The organism is Njordella calcicola, from assembly GCF_056494125.1.
The window spans coordinates 1660408-1679231 of sequence record NZ_CM151396.1 but is presented as its reverse complement, the minus strand read 5'-3'; the positions used below and the strand labels follow the sequence as shown (position 1 = coordinate 1679231).

The window sequence follows — 18824 nt, the reverse complement described above, 5'->3', positions numbered from 1 at the left end:
CGCTATGAATCGCAAGTGGAACTTGGCAAAAGCTTCGAATAAATCAAGTGGTTCCGGTCGCAAACGACTTTGGACCCTGGCAGCATCCCTCCTGGTGGGAGTCAGCATTCAAGGAACAAGCCTCGGACAGATTATTGGTCCTGGTATTATTCCATCGGTGGTAGGGGGAGTCAGCGTCGACGCCGATGGGGTCGCTCGCGACGTCTTGCCTGCCGACGCAGCGCAAATGGCTTCGAAGTTGCGTCAACTGGTGCAAGGCGCTGGCAAAGAACTCAACGCCGCCACTCAAACCCGACACATTTCGCTCAAAAGCTTGACCGCCGCTCTGGTTCAAGCTCACCAGGATAATACCAGCCTGAGCGAAGAGATCGCCTTTATGGGCGGACTCACTCGCATCGAATACATCTTGCTCTATCCCGAGCAAAATGACATCGTCCTGGTCGGTCCAGGCGAAGGCTGGAAGGTCGCCGATGATGGTTCCGTCGTCGGTATCAAATCTGGCTTGCCGGTCATGAACGCCGAAGATTTCATCACCGCTTTTGCGAAACTCAACACGCCATCGCCTCAAGTCATCTCCTGCTCGATCGAACCTACCAAAGAGGGCAGCGAAAACCTGCGCGCAGTTCTTGATCAAGTCAAATTGGTCAAAGGCCAGTCCCCTCAAGTCTTTGAACCCGCCATGCGAGAAGCTTTCGGGCCGCAACAAGTCTTGATCAACGGCGTCGAAACCAATTCCAACATGGCTCGCGTCATTTTTGCCGCCGACTATCAAATGAAACGCATCGGCATGAAGCTCAAGGATTCGCCCGTTCGCGGACTGCCAAGCTATGTCGACATGCTACGTCATGCCAGTTCTCCTTCCAACCAATCGCGTTGGTGGATGACTTGCAACTATGCTCCAGTTGAGAAAAGCGAAGATGCTCTGGCTTGGCACATCCAAGGACCCGGCATTAAGGTCTTGACGGAAGAAGAAGTTGTCCAGTCTGATGGAACACGCTTGGGCACCGGCAAGAAACAAGCTCTGGCCGCCAAGTGGGCCGACCAATTTACCGCCAAGATCGAAGAACTCTCGGCCGCAGAACCTGCGATCGGTCAACTGCGCAACATCATGGACCTCTGCGTCGTGGCTGCGATCATTCGCACCCATGGCTTGGAAGAACTAGCGCAGTGCGATCTGTCCGAACTGCGAAACCTGATTGTTGAGCAACCGCAGGATGCGATGCCAGCTCCTTCCACGGTCGATCCACAATGCAGCTTTGTGCGTGCAGGCAACAGTTGGATTGTGACCACCAGCGGCGGCGTCATGGTCGACCCTTGGTCTATCGTCAAAGAAGCTAAAGTCAACTCCGACTTGAAGCCAGTCCATGAAAAAGGCCAGCCAAAGGCCGACAAGTGGACTTGGAATTAATCGTTGGCAGCGGACAACGATCAATCGTTACTCCGCGTCTGCAAACAATAAACTTCTGGTTCGTTCATCCAGCGCGACCAGAGTGCATGGACGTCTCTTGCGACACATCCACTGCTGTCGCTCGCCGTTATTGCAGCAGGGTCAGCGGCGAGCTAGCAAGCAGAAAGGATTTGATCTGGCCATCTTCAAATCGAACACGTGCCATGCGTTTGGTGCTGCGGCCATCCAACGAGACAACGTGGCCGTTGCCATACTTGGGATGATACACGCCTGCTCCGACGCGAAAGTGGTCAACTTGGGTACCACTGGTCGTCAAAACTGGAGCGATTTGCGTCGCCGGTTTCAAGCTGGCTAAATTCAGCTTTTTCAGCTTCGTTAACTTTCGATGCAGCGGCTCTTCATCCTGCTCTGGCGGTTGGCCTTCCTGATTCTCTGGAACACCAATCTGAATTTCAGCGAACTCATCTTCCACGTAAGCGTCCGAGGACCGTTTCGATTTTCGTTGACTAATTCCGCTGACCGGTACATCTTGGTTGATGTATTCATCCATGAAATCCGAGCTATGGTCGCCGTATCCATCGCCAGAATCAAAAAATGGGTCCGAACGATCGCTGATTTCCATATCGATGCGCGGCAACTCCATCAAGAAACTACTTGGAACGCTAAATCTGCTGAAGCCCCGCTTCTTGGCGAGCGATAGTTGCAAGGTTTGTTGTGCGCGAGTGATTCCCACAAAGAACAGGCGACGTTCCTCCTCGTACTGATTTGGATCATCCAAACTGCGAATGTGCGGCAGAACGTTTTCCTCTACCGCGATAATGTACACATGCTTGAACTCCAAGCCTTTCGCCGCATGGAGTGTCATCAATGTCACTTGCCCAGAACTGACGTCCAACGAATCGGTATCAGAGAATAAGCTCACTTGCTCCAAAAAGACTTCGAGTGCATTGCCGTCCTGGACCTTGGCGTCAACTTCGGACGCATCCGCTAAAAGCTCGTTCACGTTGTCTTGAATGGATTCGTCTGGATCCGAAGTTTTCTTGGTGTCGATGTAGGTTACATAATCTGTTTCCCTAAGGATCACCTTCAGCAGTTCCACCAACGAACCGGTGGCCATTTTCGCAAGTTTCTCAATCAAGCTCAAAAACTGATTGGCACCCCGTGTAGCCGCCTTGCTTAAGTCTCCACGTTGAGCAACTAGACGCAGAGCGGATAGCATTGGCAAGCTGCGCTCGTTGGCCATATCGCGAACTTTCTCGATAGATTTGTCACCCAAGCCACGCGTTGGCGTATTAACCGCTCTTGTAAAGGCAACATCATCCGAGGGGTTATATAACAATCGCAAGTATGCTAATAAATCCTTGATTTCTTGTCGATTATAGAATCGGAAGCCGCCAATTAACTGGTAGTTCAGACGGCGGGCTAATAGCTCGCGTTCCAGCAACCGCGATTGCGCGTTCGTTCGATAGAGAATCGCAAAATCGCTCAGCGACGCCCCATTCTCCTTCACCGCCATTAAGATCTGATTGGCAATATCTTCTGCTTCCATGTGATCGTCGATATAGGTCACCAATCGTACGGGGGAACCATTCGCTTTGGTGGGAATCAGCGATTTCTCTTTTCGATTCCTGTTGTTCTTGATCAATGCATCGGCGACGGAAAGAATCTCGGGGGTACTGCGATAGTTCTGTTCCAAACGGACCGTTTTGACATTCGGATAGTCGCGTTCGAACTTCAAGATATTTTCAATGTTCGCCCCACGCCAACTGTAGACCGATTGATCCGGATCACCGGTCACGTTTAAGTTAGGATAGTCAATGGAAAGCGCTCTCACGATCAGGTACTGTGCAAGATTGGTATCTTGGTACTCGTCAACCAAGATGAATCGATGTCGTTTATCAAGATGTTGCCGGATTTCGGGACAAGTCCGCAGAATCGTAGCAGTGTGTACCAACAGATCGTCGAAATCAACGGCTGCATTTTGTAGTAAGCGTTTTTGATACGCCGGGTAAACTTTGGCAACGACCGTATCCAGGGCAGTTTGCACGTTCCCTTGCACCATCTCCGGCGTGACAAGTTTATTCTTAAGATCGCTAATGCGATGAATGATCTGCGAGATGTTTAAATGCGTAAGTGAGACTTTCGCATCATCAACGGCAAGCTGCATCACCTTTTTTGCATCGTCCATGTCGAAAATCGTATAGCTTTCGATTAGTCCGACATGCCGAGCGTAAGATCTCAGAAACCTTGCACAGTAGCCGTGAAAGGTGCCTACCCAAACAGGAGAGTTTGGCGCGTAGGCCTCCACCCGCTTGCGCATCTCCGAGGCGGCTTTGTTAGTAAAGGTTAATGCAAGAATCTCATAGGGCGACACGCCTTGGTTAAGCAGATTAACGATCCGCTGCGTCACCACGCGAGTCTTCCCACTTCCAGGCCCAGCCAAAGTTAGCATGGGACCTTCGACGTGCAAAACGGCTTCAAGCTGCTGTGGGTTTAGAGTTGACAGTACGTCCGTGGTCATAATGATTTCTTTTTTCCAAGCCTACAAACTTCTTGGACGTTCATTCTAAGGGCAACTTCTGCATTTGGTAACCTCTACCTAGCCAGCACCTTTAGAAACAAAGCTACGCTTCGTTGAGCAACATAGCCGCAAAAGGTAGATCTGCAGCCGTCGTGATTTTTAGATTACTGGGCGAATCCGGACATAGCTTGACCGGAAAACCAGCGGCCGCGATAAGTTGCGCGTCGTCTGTAATCTCTCCTTGACGACTGGCGCGTTCAATGTTTTCAGGCCGGTAAGCAGATTGCAACCAGTCCCATCGACACGCCTGAGGCGTAGTGGCTTGAAACAGGTTGTCACGCGAAACCGTCTCGATAATCTGGTTCTGCCCGTCCACGCGTTTTATGGTTCCCCACAACGATTGCCCCAAAATGGCTGCACCACAGGTGCTCGCGGCGTTCAGCACGTCACGGATTGCCGTGACCGAGACGCAGGGCCTGGCAGCATCATGGACCGCTACCAAGTGGTTTGTGGAATAGTCGGCGAAGTCCTGCTGAATTCGTTGTAAAGCATTCCGTACGCTTGACCAACGGTGCTGACCGCCGACGACCAAGTGGATATCTTCGCATTGAAGGTAATCACGATGCCGCGATTCAACCCAAGATTGCTCTTGAGCGGAAACCGTCATGTAAATGCGACCGACCCTCGGGGACTTGCGGAAGGCAACCACGCTGTGTTGCCACACTTCTTTCCCATTGAGCTGGAGAAACACTTTGTTCTGGCTTGCGAATTCCGTAGCCGACGCGCGAAATCGATTCGCTTGCCCGGCTGCGGCAAGGATCACTAAGGTATCGACGACATCCAAGGTTTGAGGCATACGTAAAACGCGGCTGGCAGTAAAATTACTTTCGCTTGATGCTGAAGCTTGTGAAGTGCAAGCCGCTATCGTCTTCGCTAAGAAACCCGCCTGAGGGTGTCATGTGTTTTCGGATCACATCGAAGGGCGGCAACTGGTGCTTGGTTAATCCTGCGTTCAGCGCTCTGAGCATGGGATTGGATTCAGCGAACTCGGCCAATCGCTCGCGATTTTTGGGATCAGATGCCATATCGTAGAATGTTCGCAATGACTCTTCTGGACGCGACATAGAAAGGCCGCAAAGCTTTAAACCTTGCACTTGCGAGTTGATCCGCTGCTTAATCACCTTGAATTCCAATGACTCCAGCAACAAGTTCGTACCTGAATCATAGGTATCGCAAACCTGTTCTAACGCCTGCAGCGAATCGGCCACTATGAAACGACCGTCCAGGACCGTGAATGCCGGGTCTGGAGTTCTAGGTGCGTTATCACGTTGATTCTGAGGCCTATGATAAATGCGTCGTGTACCATGATCAATTTCGACAAGCTTGGAGTCTCGCGATTTGATATAAGTCACGATTCGGGGCAGCGTATCATTTTCAAACTTATTAGGATCCTTAAGCTTAACGGCATAGATATTCGATTGCGAATTGATGCGCAACGGACGTACAAAAACGGAAGCCATCGTTAGTCGATCATCGATCTGACCCAAAACATCCTTCCGAAAATCCATCTTTAACTCGTCCGAGACTCGTTTGATGAAGTCATTGTCAAATGCGTCAGGACCGCGAAATGTGTCCACCAATTCCCGAATGGCTTGGATAGTCGGTTGAGTCTTCCAATTAACCGTCATATAAGACGCGACATCCTCCGGGACCCAAGTCTCTGGATCGGTGGGCCCTTCTGACGGCCGAATCGCAGATAGAATTACGCGGCGCGGCGAACTGAGCAATAAATGAAAATGCGCGATTGAGTCGAAATCCTCGGGGGCCAAAATGACACTGCCCCCCAATCCCTTGATGCCATCGATTCCCAAAGGAGGCAACATAGCGAAGATAAAGGGCGCACCTGGATTATCCTTCGAAACTTCTTTGATCGCCGACAAAGGATCAAAGTAGAAAGACAACTGCGGCCGCTCGCCTTGCGAACCCGCACAACGAGATAAAATCTCTACAAAATCTGATTTGCTAGCAAGTGACTTATGCGATGCTTCCATGCCCTGCCATACGCGGGCACAGTATTCAATATGTTCGCTGCTGTTCCCACATACCAATACATCTTGATCAATGAAATATGCAAGCCCTTGATTTGGTAGTGAATTTGGCATCCGATCATGAACCTTGATCCCTTGGACTTCGCGGACTACGCCTGGAAGCGCAAACCCCTCACTAAATGCTCTGTCCAAGAACTGCAGTAATCCATCGATATTTCCTTTGGCTTCAACCATCATGCACAACGTTGGCGGTGAATCGGGAAAGCCTGGCATCACGGCAATTGCCGCTTCGCCGCTGGGGATACTCAGTGCGTCGGAAAGCGTCATGTCAAAACGATCCTCAAATCGCTTGCTACTTTCCAGCAGGGACCCATAGATCTCCTGCAATAAAGGGCTGACTTGTGGGTCGGCCAGCAACTTGCCCAGCGTGGTCTGATTCCACTTTAGCGTCAGTTCCGTTGTATCGTCGACACGTGCATAGAGAAACGTGGAATCGGAAAATAGCTGTGGAGCCGTGGGGCGCTGCGCTGCCACTTGGCCGACAAAGAAAAATACAAGACTTAGTCCAATACAGGTTTTTGCGAGTCTACTTATCATTGAACAATTACTTTAGAGAGAAAGGAAACTGGGCTAGCACAGAGGTCTTGCGGTTTTCCAGCGGCGAATTGTGTCGAAACCCTTGTCTTATGGTACCTCCCCAGCCACAAAATAACTACGACGGCCGCGAAGTTTTGGCGTTTGGCAAATTCTGCCGACTAGCAAAGAACTGACAGCTAATTCGGCTGCGCATTTCAGGTATTGGATAACAATTAGCAAAGTTTATCACGCACGGGTAATTGAGTAACGATGGCTTCACCGTTGTAGCCGATACAACTTGAGCTCATTGGCGAGCCGACCAATCTTGCTGCACCTGTACAGAATGATCTTTTCCGATGGATACCGACGCGTTCTTAAGCCAAGAAATTGCCTCCAGTTCTCCAGCCCGATTGCGATTCCTACTCATTCAAAAGGCCGTCGGTTTGTGCCAAGTCGTCGAAACGCAATGGAAGAACCAGCAATTCGCGGATTCGGATCAATGGGTCTTACGCATTTTCGAGATCCTTACCGAACTGCTGGAAGGCATCCGCGGTGACCAATCGTCCCTCACCAGTTCCGTGAGCGACATCTACGTCTACTTGTTGCGCGAGATGCTAGCTTGCAGTGACAAATACGATTTGTCTGGGCTGTCAAACGTCCGTGACGTGCTAGAGATCGAGCTCGAAACTTGGTCGCTGTACGTTCAAAACGAGAACCGTCAGAACAACCCCAGCTCCGGCAGACCTCATTTTGCGGACGCCACCGATGAAGTAGAAGAAGAATCACACTCTGGCTTCGACTTCCAGATGTAGCTGTCTCGTCGATCTTGGAATGGCAATCTGCTTATCCCAATCGGAGAATCGTCGGAAGTGCGGCAAGCCTTCTATCTTAAAATGAGTCCCGCTCACTGTTTGCTTGAGTCCCGCGGACTGTGCTGACGGTGTGCATGATCGAGACACCTAGTCACAGTCCGTGCGAGTGAGCTCATCTTACTATGAAGCAATCGAGTGGCTCGCCACACATAGCTAGCACAAGAAATATTTGATTATTCGTGCCGCAATGTGTTGGGGGCATCCTATAGTTCGACGGAACGTGTTAGAATCGATCCTTATAAGCCTGCCATCGTTTCAGTGCATGTTTCCTCTCCGCTCTTGCGACCGCTTGGTTGTTTGCCTGTCGAGACATCTTCTGTTCGGTCTGCAGTAACCACAAGATGCACTACAAGACATACTGCGATTGATCGGTCGATTACCCGACACCAGACCTTACTTGCCAATGCCAGAAGGAGAGGTAGCAAGCACGTCTTCATCTAAAAGGAGTTTAATCATGTCGCGCTCTGGCAATTGCACTATTGCAGTAATTGACCTTGCCGCTCGTTGTCCGTTGCAGAAAAAACTATTGCAAGCGGATATCATTTCTTGGCGTTTGCATGGCATGACCTTGCTCGAGTGGCTCAGTCGCCGATTGTCGGAAAGTATGCTGCTGGATCAAATCGTGATCACTGGGGCAGCTCAGTATCTTGGCAAGGTCCAATCATGCAGCTTGGGTGGCACTTGCTGGATGCCAAGCCCTCATAAAGATGCGGCTCGCCGGGCTTACGATATCGCTCAACGCACGGACGCCGCTTGGCTCCTTTTTGCCAGCCTGGAAGCTCCTCTGATCGACCCCAGCTTGACCGATCGCATCGTCAGCCAAGGCTGGAAGAATCCAGGTGTAGACTACATCGGCTTTATGGGTAACGACCACTCCGACGTAGGTGCACAAACCTACGGACTTACCGGCCAACTCTGTTCCACACAAGCCATTGCAAAGCTTGTCGACAAACAATTCCACGATTGTGATGATGTCGCCAGCAGCGTGCGATACCAGTTGGACGCAGTACAAATGCGACTGTTGCCTTTGCCCGAGTCGTTGACCAAATCCAGTAAACGCTTCGCCATTCGCAATTACAGCGACTTAGACCGCGTTGAAATGTATCTGGAGTCGGATGAAGAAGACCTGACGTGGCAACGACTTCTGCAACTTGCCGAAGTCACTTGTTAAAACCTTGTCGCAACTCAAAACTTGAACTGTACGACGGACTTCCAGTCCGTCGACTACGGCTCACAACCAACGAGAAGTTTTTTACACCCCACAATTTGTCAGACCGCGTGCCCCGTGTCAGCTTGACTGGTACGAGCGAAAGTTGTGAATTTTTCAATGATGCGAATTGGATCTAACCACAGAGCTCTTTCATCATGATGGATGCGTGAATCTTGTCGAAGCTCCTGCAAGCGGGAGATCGAACAACCTCTACTATGCAATCGCAACACAGCTTCGCGTTTTAACTGACCTCTCCACTGCTTCGCAAATCACGACGGCATTCCTGGCTAGCCCCGCCGACAGTGGATTTGAATTCTGCTCAGTCCCATCAACGGCAGCAGCAAAATCATCAATCTCGTCACGAAAGGCGTCAATCTCATCTTGCTGCGGTAATTCAACTCGCTGCGTCTTCCCATCGGCATCGTACAAGAACAAGCCGAATGTATCAGCTCCAGCGCTATGAGCGGCAAACTCAAAACATAAAGTAGCTTTCTCGAATTGAATCTCAAAACCATGGGTAAACATCCTGGCACTCGAAGTACAAACGCCCGAGGAAGCGCTAGCGACAATCGCTGCATCTTCGAATCGAAACAAGGCTTGTGCGTACTCAACCACATCCCCACGCAGCCAACCTGCGGCCGTCACATCGCGGGGAACACCACATAACAACTGAATAAAATGCGCATCGTGAATGTGCAAGTCTATGATGGGCCCCCCCACTGTCTTGGGATTATAGAAATCTGGAATCCAAGTTGGATCGGAAATTACACGCTTCAACTGTACGCTTCGCACCTTGCCATAGGTATTGGACTGCGCGGCTGCCAACGCAAAACGGAACGCGCCCATGTAAGGTAATACGTGAGCCACATTCAAGACGCGTCCACTTTGCTCGGACGCAGCGACCAACTGCGAGGCTTCTTCTGAAGTTAAAGCGATAGGCTTTTCGCACAACACATGCTTGCCCGCTTTCATCGCCGCAATGGCAACCTCGGTATGAAGCGCTGGCGGCAAACAGATATCGATCGCATCAATGTCCGCGTTCAATATCGACTGCCAATCATCACACACCGTAACACCAGTCAAGTCAACTTGCTGACCAAGCGGGCCAAAATTACCACGGATATCGGTCCAATCCCCCGTTTTCTTCTTGGCATCCCGAGTGCAAATTGCCGCTACCTTCGCTTTCTGAGAACGCTGATATGCCAGGTAGTGAATCCAACCCATGAAGCCAATGCCGACCAAACCTACTCGTATCATTCCAATTCTTCCAAACTAACTTTGCCTGCCACCATCGAATTGAAAGTGACTACCCATGAATCAAGGAACTTGACTGACACTTCTCAGCCAGTCTTACGTCCCAGTATATCGCAGAACGCGGTGCCTGGTGACATCCCTCCGTTGAAGCATAATCGCCCCAGTGGTTCTGGCCATCCAATCAGATATCATGAAAGGAGCCTTTCGACCGCTAACTTTCACTATCAGTATGCCATGTCCAGTGAATCAACTTGGTACAAGATTGCCAACGAACACGAAATCGCCAGCCCAACAATCTTGATCTACCCGCAGCGAGTCCGCGAGAATCTTGCACGCATGATTGCGCTGATCGGTGACGTGCAAAAGTTTCGTCCGCATGTAAAGACTCATAAAATGCCTCAGATCGTTTCCATGAAACGCGAACTGGGGATCGACAAATTCAAGGCCGCTACCATCGCCGAAGCAGAAATGACGGCAGCCGCCGGTGGACGCGATGTTTTACTGGCTTATCCGCTAGTTGGGCCAAATATCGATCGCTTCATTCAACTGACGCGAGTCTTTCCCAAAACGAATTTCGCCGCCTTGGTTGATAACCATGAGATGCTTACAGAAATCTCTGGCCGTGCAGTGCAAAACAATTCCACAGTCTCTCTGTACCTTGACCTCAACGTTGGCATGAACCGGACGGGGATCGCCCCGGGCGAAGAAGCTATTTTGCTGTACCAAGCCATGTCGTCAACGCCGGGTATCCATGCCGCAGGGCTCCACGCATACGATGGACATATACATGAAGCAGATATAGAGGAGCTACAACGCCAGGCCCAATCGGCTTTCGCCCCCGTTTGGGAAATGCGAGAGCAATTGAACGCTGCCGGGTGCAGCGTAGCCAATATGATCGTCTCAGGCACCCCCACTTCCAAACTGCTTGCCCATCGACCCGATGTAGAAGTTGGAGCGGGCACGATTGCACTTTGGGATTTTGGACAGCCTGAGCTTTCTCCCGACTTGGAGTTTTTGAATGCCGCTGTCATCCTTGCTCGTGTTATCAGCCGGCCCAAAGGAAACCTACTTTGTATCGACTTGGGACACAAAGCGGTCGCATCGGAAATGCAACCTCCGCGCGTTCGCTTTTTTGGACTCGAAGATGCAAAGCCAGTCATGCATAGCGAAGAACATTTGGTACTTGAAACTCCGCACGCCGAGCACTTTCCGGTTGGGACTGTTCTGTACGGAATTCCTCGCCATGTTTGCCCCACGATTGCACTGCATCAAGAAGTCTGGGTAGTGAACAATTCCATAGCCAGTACAACTTGGTGTGTCCCCGCTCGCAACCGGAAGCTGACCATCTAGCAAAGCTGCTCGCTTGAAAGTTCAACTTGTACTGATTGTAGGGATCGACTGGAGTCGTGGTTTCAAGGAGTCCTGCGACAAACTGCGGGAAACCATCCTTTCGGTTTCTTCCTGACCTAGTTTCATTGATATCGGCCATCAGTTTGTAATCCTGAATCAGCCGCTTCTCTATGTCACTATCAGTGCGCTGAACATGCCATTCCAACCCGATCGCGCTCGTCAGAAGAACAAACATCGCAAGTCCCGAACGCTCGGCGTCGAGAATCTTGAAGCAAGAATGATGTTTTCGATTAGCGCTCTGGAAAACAACTTGCTGACGTTGTCGCAGAGCCAACACTTAGGCTCGACTCAACTGGTCTCCAATTCTACCAATGCATCACCTACGATTGCGCGAGCACCCAGCGTTTCGGCCAGCGGCAATATTACAGGCACTAGCGTAACGGCAAGCGTACTGGGAGCCGACGATCGTGGCGAATCAAACTTGCGATACAACTGGCAAGTTGTCAGCCAACCTTCCGGCGCCTCCACTCGTTTTTCAGTCAACAACTCCAACGCAGCCAAAAACACCACGATCACGTTCAATTCCGCTGGCAGCTACAGCTTTCGCGTCACCGTCACGGATTCCCAAGGTGCTTCCACTGCTCGAACTCTACAAGTGAACGTTGTTCAAGTTTTGCGAGGCGTCGGCCTGCGCTCCGGCGAGAACGTGAATACTGCACTTGGCAGCAGCAGGAACGTCGCGAGCACTAGCAGTCGATTGACTGCCGTCGGTCTGGATCAGTTCGGCAAGGTCATGACGAGCTCGCCGACATTGACTTGGAGTATAGCGAAACCACCCGGTACGAACCCCAGAATGGTTGTTTCAGGCAGGAACGCCAATCTTACTTTTGATAAACCAGGGGCCTATACCGTAACCGTTCGATCCGGCACCCTCACCGCGACGAGTCGACTGAATGTGAATCAAACTGCTTCGTCACTGAACGTAACCAGTAACGGAAGACAGATCACGAACAACACGACTATTGCAGTGACGCAAAGAACTCAAGCCGTGCAGTTGGTTGCAAATGACCAATTCAACCAACGGATGAGTGTTCAGCCGAGAAGCACTTGGACGCTGCTATCAAGCCCAGGCGGTTCAAGGCCCACGGTCGCTCCTGGAACTGGTGGTGCATCAGTAACGTTTGATCGCGCTGGCCAATACACTTTCCGCGTGACGTCAGGAAGCTTATCGCGGACCCTCTCATTTACCGTCCAGCAGCAGTTAACGCGAATGACCGTTACTGCACCTACGCGAAGTATCAGCGCCAACCAGACCGCTCAATTCCAAGTAGCTAGTACCGACCAGTTCAATCAGCCCATGACCAGGATGCCAAATATCACTTGGTCCACATCGATCGGCTCTATCAGTAGCTCTGGCTTGTTTAACCCAAACGGCGCAACGGGTAACGCCGTTATTACGGCTCGAGCTGGCAGCATCACCGCGACTGCAAGTGTTACCATAACCGCGTCCTCAAATACGACGCATACCTCTGTCCAAACTCCAGCACTGCGCAACCTCCTGCAAACGATCTACGTCGACAATTCCATCAGTCGCGCCGAGATGATCCAACTGCTGCGTAGCGTGGGCGCTGATGGCGTGGTGGATGCAACTGAACTGGCAGATTTGCGATACATTGTCTCCACAAACTCGAACTATCTAATGCCTAGCTATGTTCGGGAACTAGCAAAGGATGTCGTCAACGCGAATCCAGCCAATCTTAGATTTCGAGGTCAAACTGCAGGCAATCTTGCCGCGGGCAGTTCAGCCCAATTGCTCTACAACCTAGTCGACAAATGGTTTATGGGAGCCGACGAGCCAATCCTGGTCGGCGCAGGAATCTCATATCGCGTTGCTACGGGCAACCTCTTCAATGGCAATCCTACTTCCAACGATATGAAGCAGGGCCAACTGGGTGACTGTTATTTCATCGCTGCCGTAGGTGCCATCGCAGATCGAACGCCCCAAGCAATCCGCAATCTGTTTATCGACAATGGAGATGGTACATTCACCGTACGTTTCTATGCAGGCGCTCTTGGCCAATTCTACAACAATGGAACCATTAGCGCAGGTTTCTTGTCAGGCTCAGGGACCGCTGACTATGTCACCGTCAATCGCAGACTGCCAACCTATTCCAACGGTTCGCTCGCTTATTCGGGAGCCGGACAATCAGCGACTAGTCCGTCGACAACGCTGTGGATCGCGTTACTTGAAAAAGCTTATGCGCAGTGGAACGAAACTGGCAACGCTGGTCGCAACGGCACGAATACCTACGGCGGTATCGAAGGCGGATGGATGTCTAACGTCAACGCACCGATCCTTGGCTACAATTCAACTAATTACGTCATGAGTTCGGCGTCCAAGCAATCGCTGACAAGTGCTTTGGCCAATGGCCTCGCCGTGACCATCGGTACCGCTAGCTCCGCTTCGTTCGGTGGCCTAGTCGGCTCGCATGCGTACGTGATTACGGGCTACAACAGCTCGACCGACACCTTCAGCTTGCGCAACCCCTGGGGCATGATGCACCCCATCAATCTAACCTGGGAGCAACTGCGAGCGAACTGCACCATGTTCACCGTTACGGGAACGACGGGCACATCCGCCATCAGCACACTGAGCGTGAGAACCGAATCGGCTGTTTATGCGTCCGCTTCAAACTTCATCGTTGGACAAAATAGTGATCTGGCGTCATTCGTACTGAACACCAGTGACCAGCTTTCGCCCGATGAAGGAAACTCGGTAGCTTCCATCGCTGATCAAAGCGATCTCTCATCCAACAGCCCGGCGTCAGAACACCTAAGCTGGATTACACTGGACGATGATAACAGCGATCCACCAACGACTTCCGCCGTCGATTTCTGGGTTGCAGAATCGATGCTAGATATCGAGATTTCGAACTTCTAACGCATGCTTTTCAATGAACTCGCGACGCGGTTCGACTTTGTCGCCCATCAGTACGCGGAACATTTCGTCCGCCGCCGCAGCATCGTGTAGGGTCACTTTCAACATCGAACGATTGCTTGGATCCAGAGTCGTCTCTCGCAGTTCCTCGGGGTTCATTTCACCCAACCCTTTAAAGCGGGTGATCTGCAGTCCGCGTTCGCCTGCTTGACGAATAGTTGGCAACAACTCACGCAAGTCGGCGATTCCTGTTTCGACATCATCGCGAGAGACACGGAAGCGAGCTTCACTGCTTCCGGTCCGTTCCTTGGGTATCAGATCGTTGATCGAGTACCCCATGGTTTGCAACTCTTTTAACCCGGCATTAATCGTGCGCACTTCGTATAATTCGATCACGTGGTAGATCGGCAGTTCGGGTTCTTCTGCTGGCACTGCAGCGGCACCATTGGCTTCGCCATTGCTTGGCAGTGGGGCTGCCGTATCCAGCAGATTTTTTTCGCGTAGATACTCATCCAATTGATCGCGGGTGACAAACCAGCGATCTTCCGTATCCATTTCGAAATGAAATACGGGCATCCGATTTGTAGAAGGCTCCATACGTTCGGCATGAATACGCAGCGGAATACCCCGGCGTTCAAGCGACAGGAGGCCGTCTTCCATCGTGGAAAGAATTTTACACAGCTTCCGCATATCGTCCCCAGCGATTCGCCGGTTGGTATCGTCAATGAACGTGCAGTCGGAAAGTCCCTTCTCCAAAAGCTGGGACTTCATTTCCTCTTCAGTTTGGATGTAGTAACGTTCCTTCTTGCCGCGGACCACGCGATACAGCGGTGGTTGAGCAACGTAAACATGCCCGCCTGCCACCAGTTGATACATCTGTCGGTAGAAGAAACACAACAACAAAGTTCGGATATGGGAGCCATCGACGTCGGCGTCAGTCATGATGATGATGCGATTGTATCGACGCTTGGCAACATCCTGATCCGCACCGATTCCGCTACCGATCGCCTGAATCATGCTCAACACTTCTTCGTTGGCCAAGACCTTATCATCGCGGCTTTTGTAAGCGTTGATAATCTTTCCACGCAAAGGCAGAACTGCTTGTGTCTCGCGGAACCGCCCACCTTCAGCCGACCCGCCTGCCGAATCACCTTCGACCAGGTACAGTTCGCATTCTTCCATTTTATTGCTGATACAATCGCGCAGCTTGCCTGGCAGGCCACCGCCACCCAGTACGTCTTTGCGTTTACGCATCGCATCTTTTGCTTTGCGAGCCGCCTCACGAGCTTCAGCCGCCAGCACCCCTTTTTGCAAAATTGTCTTGGCTACTTTGGGGTTCTCTTCCAAATACTTGCTCAACGATTCGCCGACAACCGTGTTGACGATACCTTCGATTTCACTGTTACCCAGTTTGGTTTTCGTTTGACCTTCGAACTGTGGGTGGCCAACCTTCATGCTGATAACGGTCGTCAGCCCTTCGCGGAAGTCTTCGCCCGTGGGCGTAAGGTCTTTGAAGATATTCTCTTTACGCCCGTAGGTATTGAGAGTACGAGTCAACGCAGAACGGAAACCGCTGACGTGCGTACCACCTTCGATCGTATGAATGTTGTTGACGTAAGACTGCAAGTTTTCGGTGTACTCGTCGCTGTACTGCAACGCAATCTGATAGCTTAAGTCATCCCGCTTGCCTTCAATCAAAATCACGTCGGAATGCAAAGCGTTGCTCGCGCGGTTCAAGTGCTCCACGAACTCGACAATCCCTCGTTCATAGAAAAACTCATCCGCCTGTCCGATACGCTCATCGCGAACTTTGATGCGAACGCCGCTGTTAAGGAACGCCAACTCCTGCAATCGCTTGGCGAGCACCTCGTAAGCGAACTTCGTATTTGGAAATATCTGGCCATCGGGCTTGAACGTTGTCTTCGTTCCGCGTTTGGTGGTCGTTCCCGATTCATGCACCGGTCCGTTGGGGACCCCGCGTTCATAGGACTGAGTATAAATTCGTCCATTGCGATGCACTTCCACTTCACACCACTGGGAAAGGAAGTTGACTACCGTGACTCCGACGCCGTGCAAACCACCTGAAGTCTGATAAGCCTTTTTCTCGAACTTGCCGCCGAACTTCAAGACGGTCATGACCCCTTCCAGCGTGCTGACTTCCCGCTGCAACAATTCCGACAACTGGGCATGATGATCGACAGGAATTCCGCGGCCATCGTCCTCAACAGTGACGGAACTGTCCGCATTGATGATGACACTGACCGCTTTGGCGTGTCCAGCCATCGCTTCGTCAATCGAATTGTCGACGACTTCGTAGACCAAGTGATGCAGCCCCTTCAGGGTCGTATCCCCGATGTACATACTTGGGCGCTCGCGGACGTGCTCTAGATCGCTCAAGTGCTTGAGCTGATCGGCATTGTAATCTGTGCTTTCGAAATTGATCGATTCGGCATCGTTATCGCCAGCTCCACCATCCTGCGAACAAAAAAGAAGCGATGGGATAAAGCGTGGTAAATTGAAAATCATCGGGGAACAGACTTGCACAAGGAATGGAATACTTTGGAAGCGGTATCGTAAGGTCTTACTTGGCAAGAACTTACAACCAACCTGCAGGATGCTTCCTTAAGCGCCGCATTGTACCAGATTTTGTCGCTTTCCGGCAGATGCCTTTACAAATGCACAGCAAACTAGCTTGGTGCGTGACAGAAACTCCAGGCATGGAACGCACCGGCCAGCAGTCGGAACGCGGCGTTGGCCGACTGTGTGGGGGCCAAAATGGCCGAAAGCTGCGCAATTTGTACCGCCTAGCCCGAGATTGCGGGGATTTTGAAGGTATCGCCGTGCAAACTTTGTGGTCTGTATCGATGTTTCCTGCTTTTTTGAGCGAACTTTCTTTGCCGCGTTTGCCGATATGTCCTGTAGTTCGGAATATCCGGTTTGTACGAGCCAGCTACCCGCTGGGCATGTATCTGCTGGATGCTCCGAACACTGACGAGCCACCGATTCACTGCAATTCTGCAGTGGCATCAAGGGGGGTGGCCAATAGATAGCGATGTTGTGTCGCGACTTGTTGTGCCGGTATTGCATGCCGCTGGAGATAGATCGATGACGTTGTTCTGCGGTTGGACTAAGAAATTTTCTTTTGGGCTCGCTGTCCTCGCGTGCGGACACACTGCGAGTGCAGGAGGTCCGTTCAAGCCGGCTAGTTACGGCCAGCATGTTCAGAATTCAAGCCCATCGCCGGTTGATTCCGGAATGATGAGCGGCCCCATGTACGGTGCGCCTATGGGTGGCTACGAAGCCTACCCTGGCCAATACATGGAACCAACGACCTGTGGCGAATACGTCCAGGGCTGTGACATGGGCTGCGGACCAGGAGGTGGCCTCATGGGCCATCAATTCGGTGCCGGACTGGGTATGGGCCACGGTATGGGTCACGGTATGGGTGATGGCGAAGGCGACATGTGTGGCTACTGCGGTACGCCCGGCTGCACTTTGGCAGGACATTGCATTGGCAGCGGTCGCTCGCTAGCCTTCATGGTCAACACGGCACTGATGAAAGCCCACGGACTTGCTCGCAGCCTAACACCCTACGGTGAAGGTGGTGTAGCCACGCCACGTTGGTTTGACTTCTCAGCCGAAATGATCGCGCTGCGTCGCTCCAAAGACGCCGCCAGTTTCCCGCTGACGTCGCTAGGTCGATCCGGTCCCATTGTGCTTAGCAGTGGTGATGCTGCTCAAGACAGCCTCGAGCCTGGCTTGATGCTGCAAGCGAACTTACAAGTCGGCGTTGGTTCAAGCGTCGAAGCGATCTATTTTGGTTTGAACAAGTGGAACGAAACTGCACAAGCAACTTCCGCACAACCTAACCTGTATTCCTACATTAGCGGTTTTGGTACCGCTCCGTTCGATGGCTTTGACGACACCGACCGTTCATTCTTGCAAAGCGTAAACTATACGTCAGCGATCCATAATGCCGAAGTGAACTTTCGACGTCGATGGCAAGAGCCAGCGGGTTACTTCCAAGGTTCATTCTTGGCCGGTCTCCGCTACTTCGATTTGGATGAAGACATGATCTACTCAACTCGCGGTGAGAATAACGACACCGCAGCCGCGAACGGACTACGATTTGCCGACTTCTCGACGCAAACACGCAACCAGCTTGTGGGCTTCCAACTCGGAGCGGATGTTTGGTGGAATCTGATGCCGGGAGTTAAGATCGGTACGGAAGTGAAATCAGGTATCTACGGGAACAATAGCGAACAAGCAACGGAAATCCGAGCTAACAGCGTCGACGTACTAGGCAACACCTCGCCGACCTTCTTTGTCAACGAGACCGCTGCCGACGGACGCACCGCTTACCTAACTTCGTTCAACACGCAACTGTGGTATCGCCTCAGCTACTCGTGGGCTTTCAAGACCTCGTTCCAGATGATTTATGTTGACAACGTTGCTCTAGCTGGCGAGAACATTAACCCAGTGCCACTGTCGCTAGCAGTACAACGCCAACGAGCAGTCGGAATCAACAACGACGGCGAAGTGCTGTACACCGGATTCACCCTGGGTGCCGAGTATACTTGGTAATACGCCAACGAGCTCAGCGAGCCGCTCCAATCCAAAACGCCCGTCAAATCGACGGGCGTTTTT

The 18824-nt window shown here is 51.7% G+C and carries 12 protein-coding genes; 7 read left to right on the top strand and 5 right to left on the bottom strand.

Annotated elements, in window-relative coordinates; all coding sequences use genetic code 11:
- The first annotated feature begins 4 nt into the window (after positions 1 to 4).
- A complete protein-coding gene (locus SH302x_RS06365; protein ID WP_479367894.1) occupies positions 5 to 1408 on the top strand; it encodes a DUF1598 domain-containing protein in 1404 nt (467 codons plus the stop codon).
- 127 nt (positions 1409 to 1535) lie between these two features.
- Here the strand turns inward: SH302x_RS06365 and SH302x_RS06360 are convergent, their stop codons facing one another.
- The 3 genes from SH302x_RS06360 to SH302x_RS06350 form a co-directional block, all read right to left on the bottom strand.
- Positions 1536 to 3929 carry an ATP-dependent helicase gene (locus SH302x_RS06360; RefSeq protein WP_479367893.1) on the bottom strand — a complete coding sequence of 798 codons (2394 nt, stop codon included), beginning with the start codon at positions 3927 to 3929 and terminating at the stop codon, positions 1536 to 1538.
- A 103-nt stretch (positions 3930 to 4032) separates the two neighbouring features.
- Positions 4033 to 4785: an IspD/TarI family cytidylyltransferase gene (locus SH302x_RS06355; protein ID WP_479367892.1), complete on the bottom strand. Its 753-nt coding sequence runs from the start codon at positions 4783 to 4785 to the stop codon at positions 4033 to 4035.
- Between the two features lie 25 nt (positions 4786 to 4810).
- Positions 4811 to 6574 (bottom strand): hypothetical protein, encoded by a 1764-nt coding sequence (locus tag SH302x_RS06350; protein ID WP_479367891.1) that lies wholly within the window; start codon positions 6572 to 6574, stop codon positions 4811 to 4813.
- Positions 6575 to 6909: 335 nt separating this feature from the next.
- Between SH302x_RS06350 and SH302x_RS06345 the strand changes: the two genes are divergently transcribed.
- Both SH302x_RS06345 and SH302x_RS06340 read left to right on the top strand, forming a co-directional pair.
- Positions 6910 to 7365: a flagellar protein FliS gene (locus tag SH302x_RS06345; RefSeq protein ID WP_479367890.1), complete on the top strand. Its 456-nt coding sequence runs from the start codon at positions 6910 to 6912 to the stop codon at positions 7363 to 7365.
- Positions 7366 to 7879: 514 nt separating this feature from the next.
- On the top strand, positions 7880 to 8596 hold the full coding sequence (locus tag SH302x_RS06340) for a glycosyltransferase family protein (protein WP_479367889.1): 717 nt from the start codon (positions 7880 to 7882) through the stop codon (positions 8594 to 8596).
- Positions 8597 to 8848: 252 nt separating this feature from the next.
- Here the strand turns inward: SH302x_RS06340 and SH302x_RS06335 are convergent, their stop codons facing one another.
- Positions 8849 to 9892 carry a Gfo/Idh/MocA family protein gene (locus SH302x_RS06335; RefSeq protein ID WP_479367888.1) on the bottom strand — a complete coding sequence of 348 codons (1044 nt, stop codon included), beginning with the start codon at positions 9890 to 9892 and terminating at the stop codon, positions 8849 to 8851.
- Positions 9893 to 10123: 231 nt separating this feature from the next.
- On the opposite strand from SH302x_RS06335, the gene SH302x_RS06330 reads away from it, so the two are divergent.
- Together SH302x_RS06330 and SH302x_RS06325 are read left to right on the top strand one after the other, a co-directional pair.
- On the top strand, positions 10124 to 11239 hold the full coding sequence (locus tag SH302x_RS06330; protein WP_479367887.1) for a D-TA family PLP-dependent enzyme: 1116 nt from the start codon (positions 10124 to 10126) through the stop codon (positions 11237 to 11239).
- A 193-nt stretch (positions 11240 to 11432) separates the two neighbouring features.
- A complete protein-coding gene (locus SH302x_RS06325) occupies positions 11433 to 14180 on the top strand; it encodes a C2 family cysteine protease (RefSeq protein WP_479367886.1) in 2748 nt (915 codons plus the stop codon).
- Here SH302x_RS06325 and SH302x_RS06320 read toward each other — a convergent pair.
- Positions 14154 to 16703, bottom strand: a complete 2550-nt coding sequence (locus tag SH302x_RS06320; protein ID WP_479367885.1) for a DNA gyrase subunit B — start codon at positions 16701 to 16703, stop codon at positions 14154 to 14156. The genes SH302x_RS06325 and SH302x_RS06320 overlap by 27 nt on opposite strands.
- A gap of 149 nt (positions 16704 to 16852) precedes the next feature.
- Here SH302x_RS06320 and SH302x_RS06315 point away from each other — a divergent pair, with 149 nt between their 5' ends.
- Both SH302x_RS06315 and SH302x_RS06310 read left to right on the top strand, forming a co-directional pair.
- Positions 16853 to 17227: a hypothetical protein gene (locus SH302x_RS06315; protein WP_479367884.1), complete on the top strand. Its 375-nt coding sequence runs from the start codon at positions 16853 to 16855 to the stop codon at positions 17225 to 17227.
- Positions 17228 to 17447: 220 nt separating this feature from the next.
- Positions 17448 to 18761 carry a BBP7 family outer membrane beta-barrel protein gene (locus SH302x_RS06310; protein WP_479367883.1) on the top strand — a complete coding sequence of 438 codons (1314 nt, stop codon included), beginning with the start codon at positions 17448 to 17450 and terminating at the stop codon, positions 18759 to 18761.
- The last annotated feature ends 63 nt before the right edge of the window (positions 18762 to 18824 follow it).

Bases quoted from the DNA above. Each gene is read 5' to 3' on its own strand.
- SH302x_RS06360 (WP_479367893.1), bottom strand. From the start codon at position 3,929: ATGACCACGGACGTACTGTCAACTCTAAACCCACAGCAGCTTGAAGCC.
- SH302x_RS06365 (WP_479367894.1), top strand. From the start codon at position 5: ATGAATCGCAAGTGGAACTTGGCAAAAGCTTCGAATAAATCAAGTGGT.
- SH302x_RS06340 (WP_479367889.1), top strand. From the start codon at position 7,880: ATGTCGCGCTCTGGCAATTGCACTATTGCAGTAATTGACCTTGCCGCT.
- SH302x_RS06350 (WP_479367891.1), bottom strand. From the start codon at position 6,574: ATGATAAGTAGACTCGCAAAAACCTGTATTGGACTAAGTCTTGTATTT.
- SH302x_RS06345 (WP_479367890.1), top strand. From the start codon at position 6,910: ATGGATACCGACGCGTTCTTAAGCCAAGAAATTGCCTCCAGTTCTCCA.
- SH302x_RS06320 (WP_479367885.1), bottom strand. From the start codon at position 16,703: ATGATTTTCAATTTACCACGCTTTATCCCATCGCTTCTTTTTTGTTCG.
- SH302x_RS06310 (WP_479367883.1), top strand. From the start codon at position 17,448: ATGTACGGTGCGCCTATGGGTGGCTACGAAGCCTACCCTGGCCAATAC.
- SH302x_RS06330 (WP_479367887.1), top strand. From the start codon at position 10,124: ATGTCCAGTGAATCAACTTGGTACAAGATTGCCAACGAACACGAAATC.
- SH302x_RS06325 (WP_479367886.1), top strand. From the start codon at position 11,433: ATGCCATTCCAACCCGATCGCGCTCGTCAGAAGAACAAACATCGCAAG.
- SH302x_RS06355 (WP_479367892.1), bottom strand. From the start codon at position 4,785: ATGCCTCAAACCTTGGATGTCGTCGATACCTTAGTGATCCTTGCCGCA.
- SH302x_RS06335 (WP_479367888.1), bottom strand. From the start codon at position 9,892: ATGATACGAGTAGGTTTGGTCGGCATTGGCTTCATGGGTTGGATTCAC.
- SH302x_RS06315 (WP_479367884.1), top strand. From the start codon at position 16,853: ATGCACAGCAAACTAGCTTGGTGCGTGACAGAAACTCCAGGCATGGAA.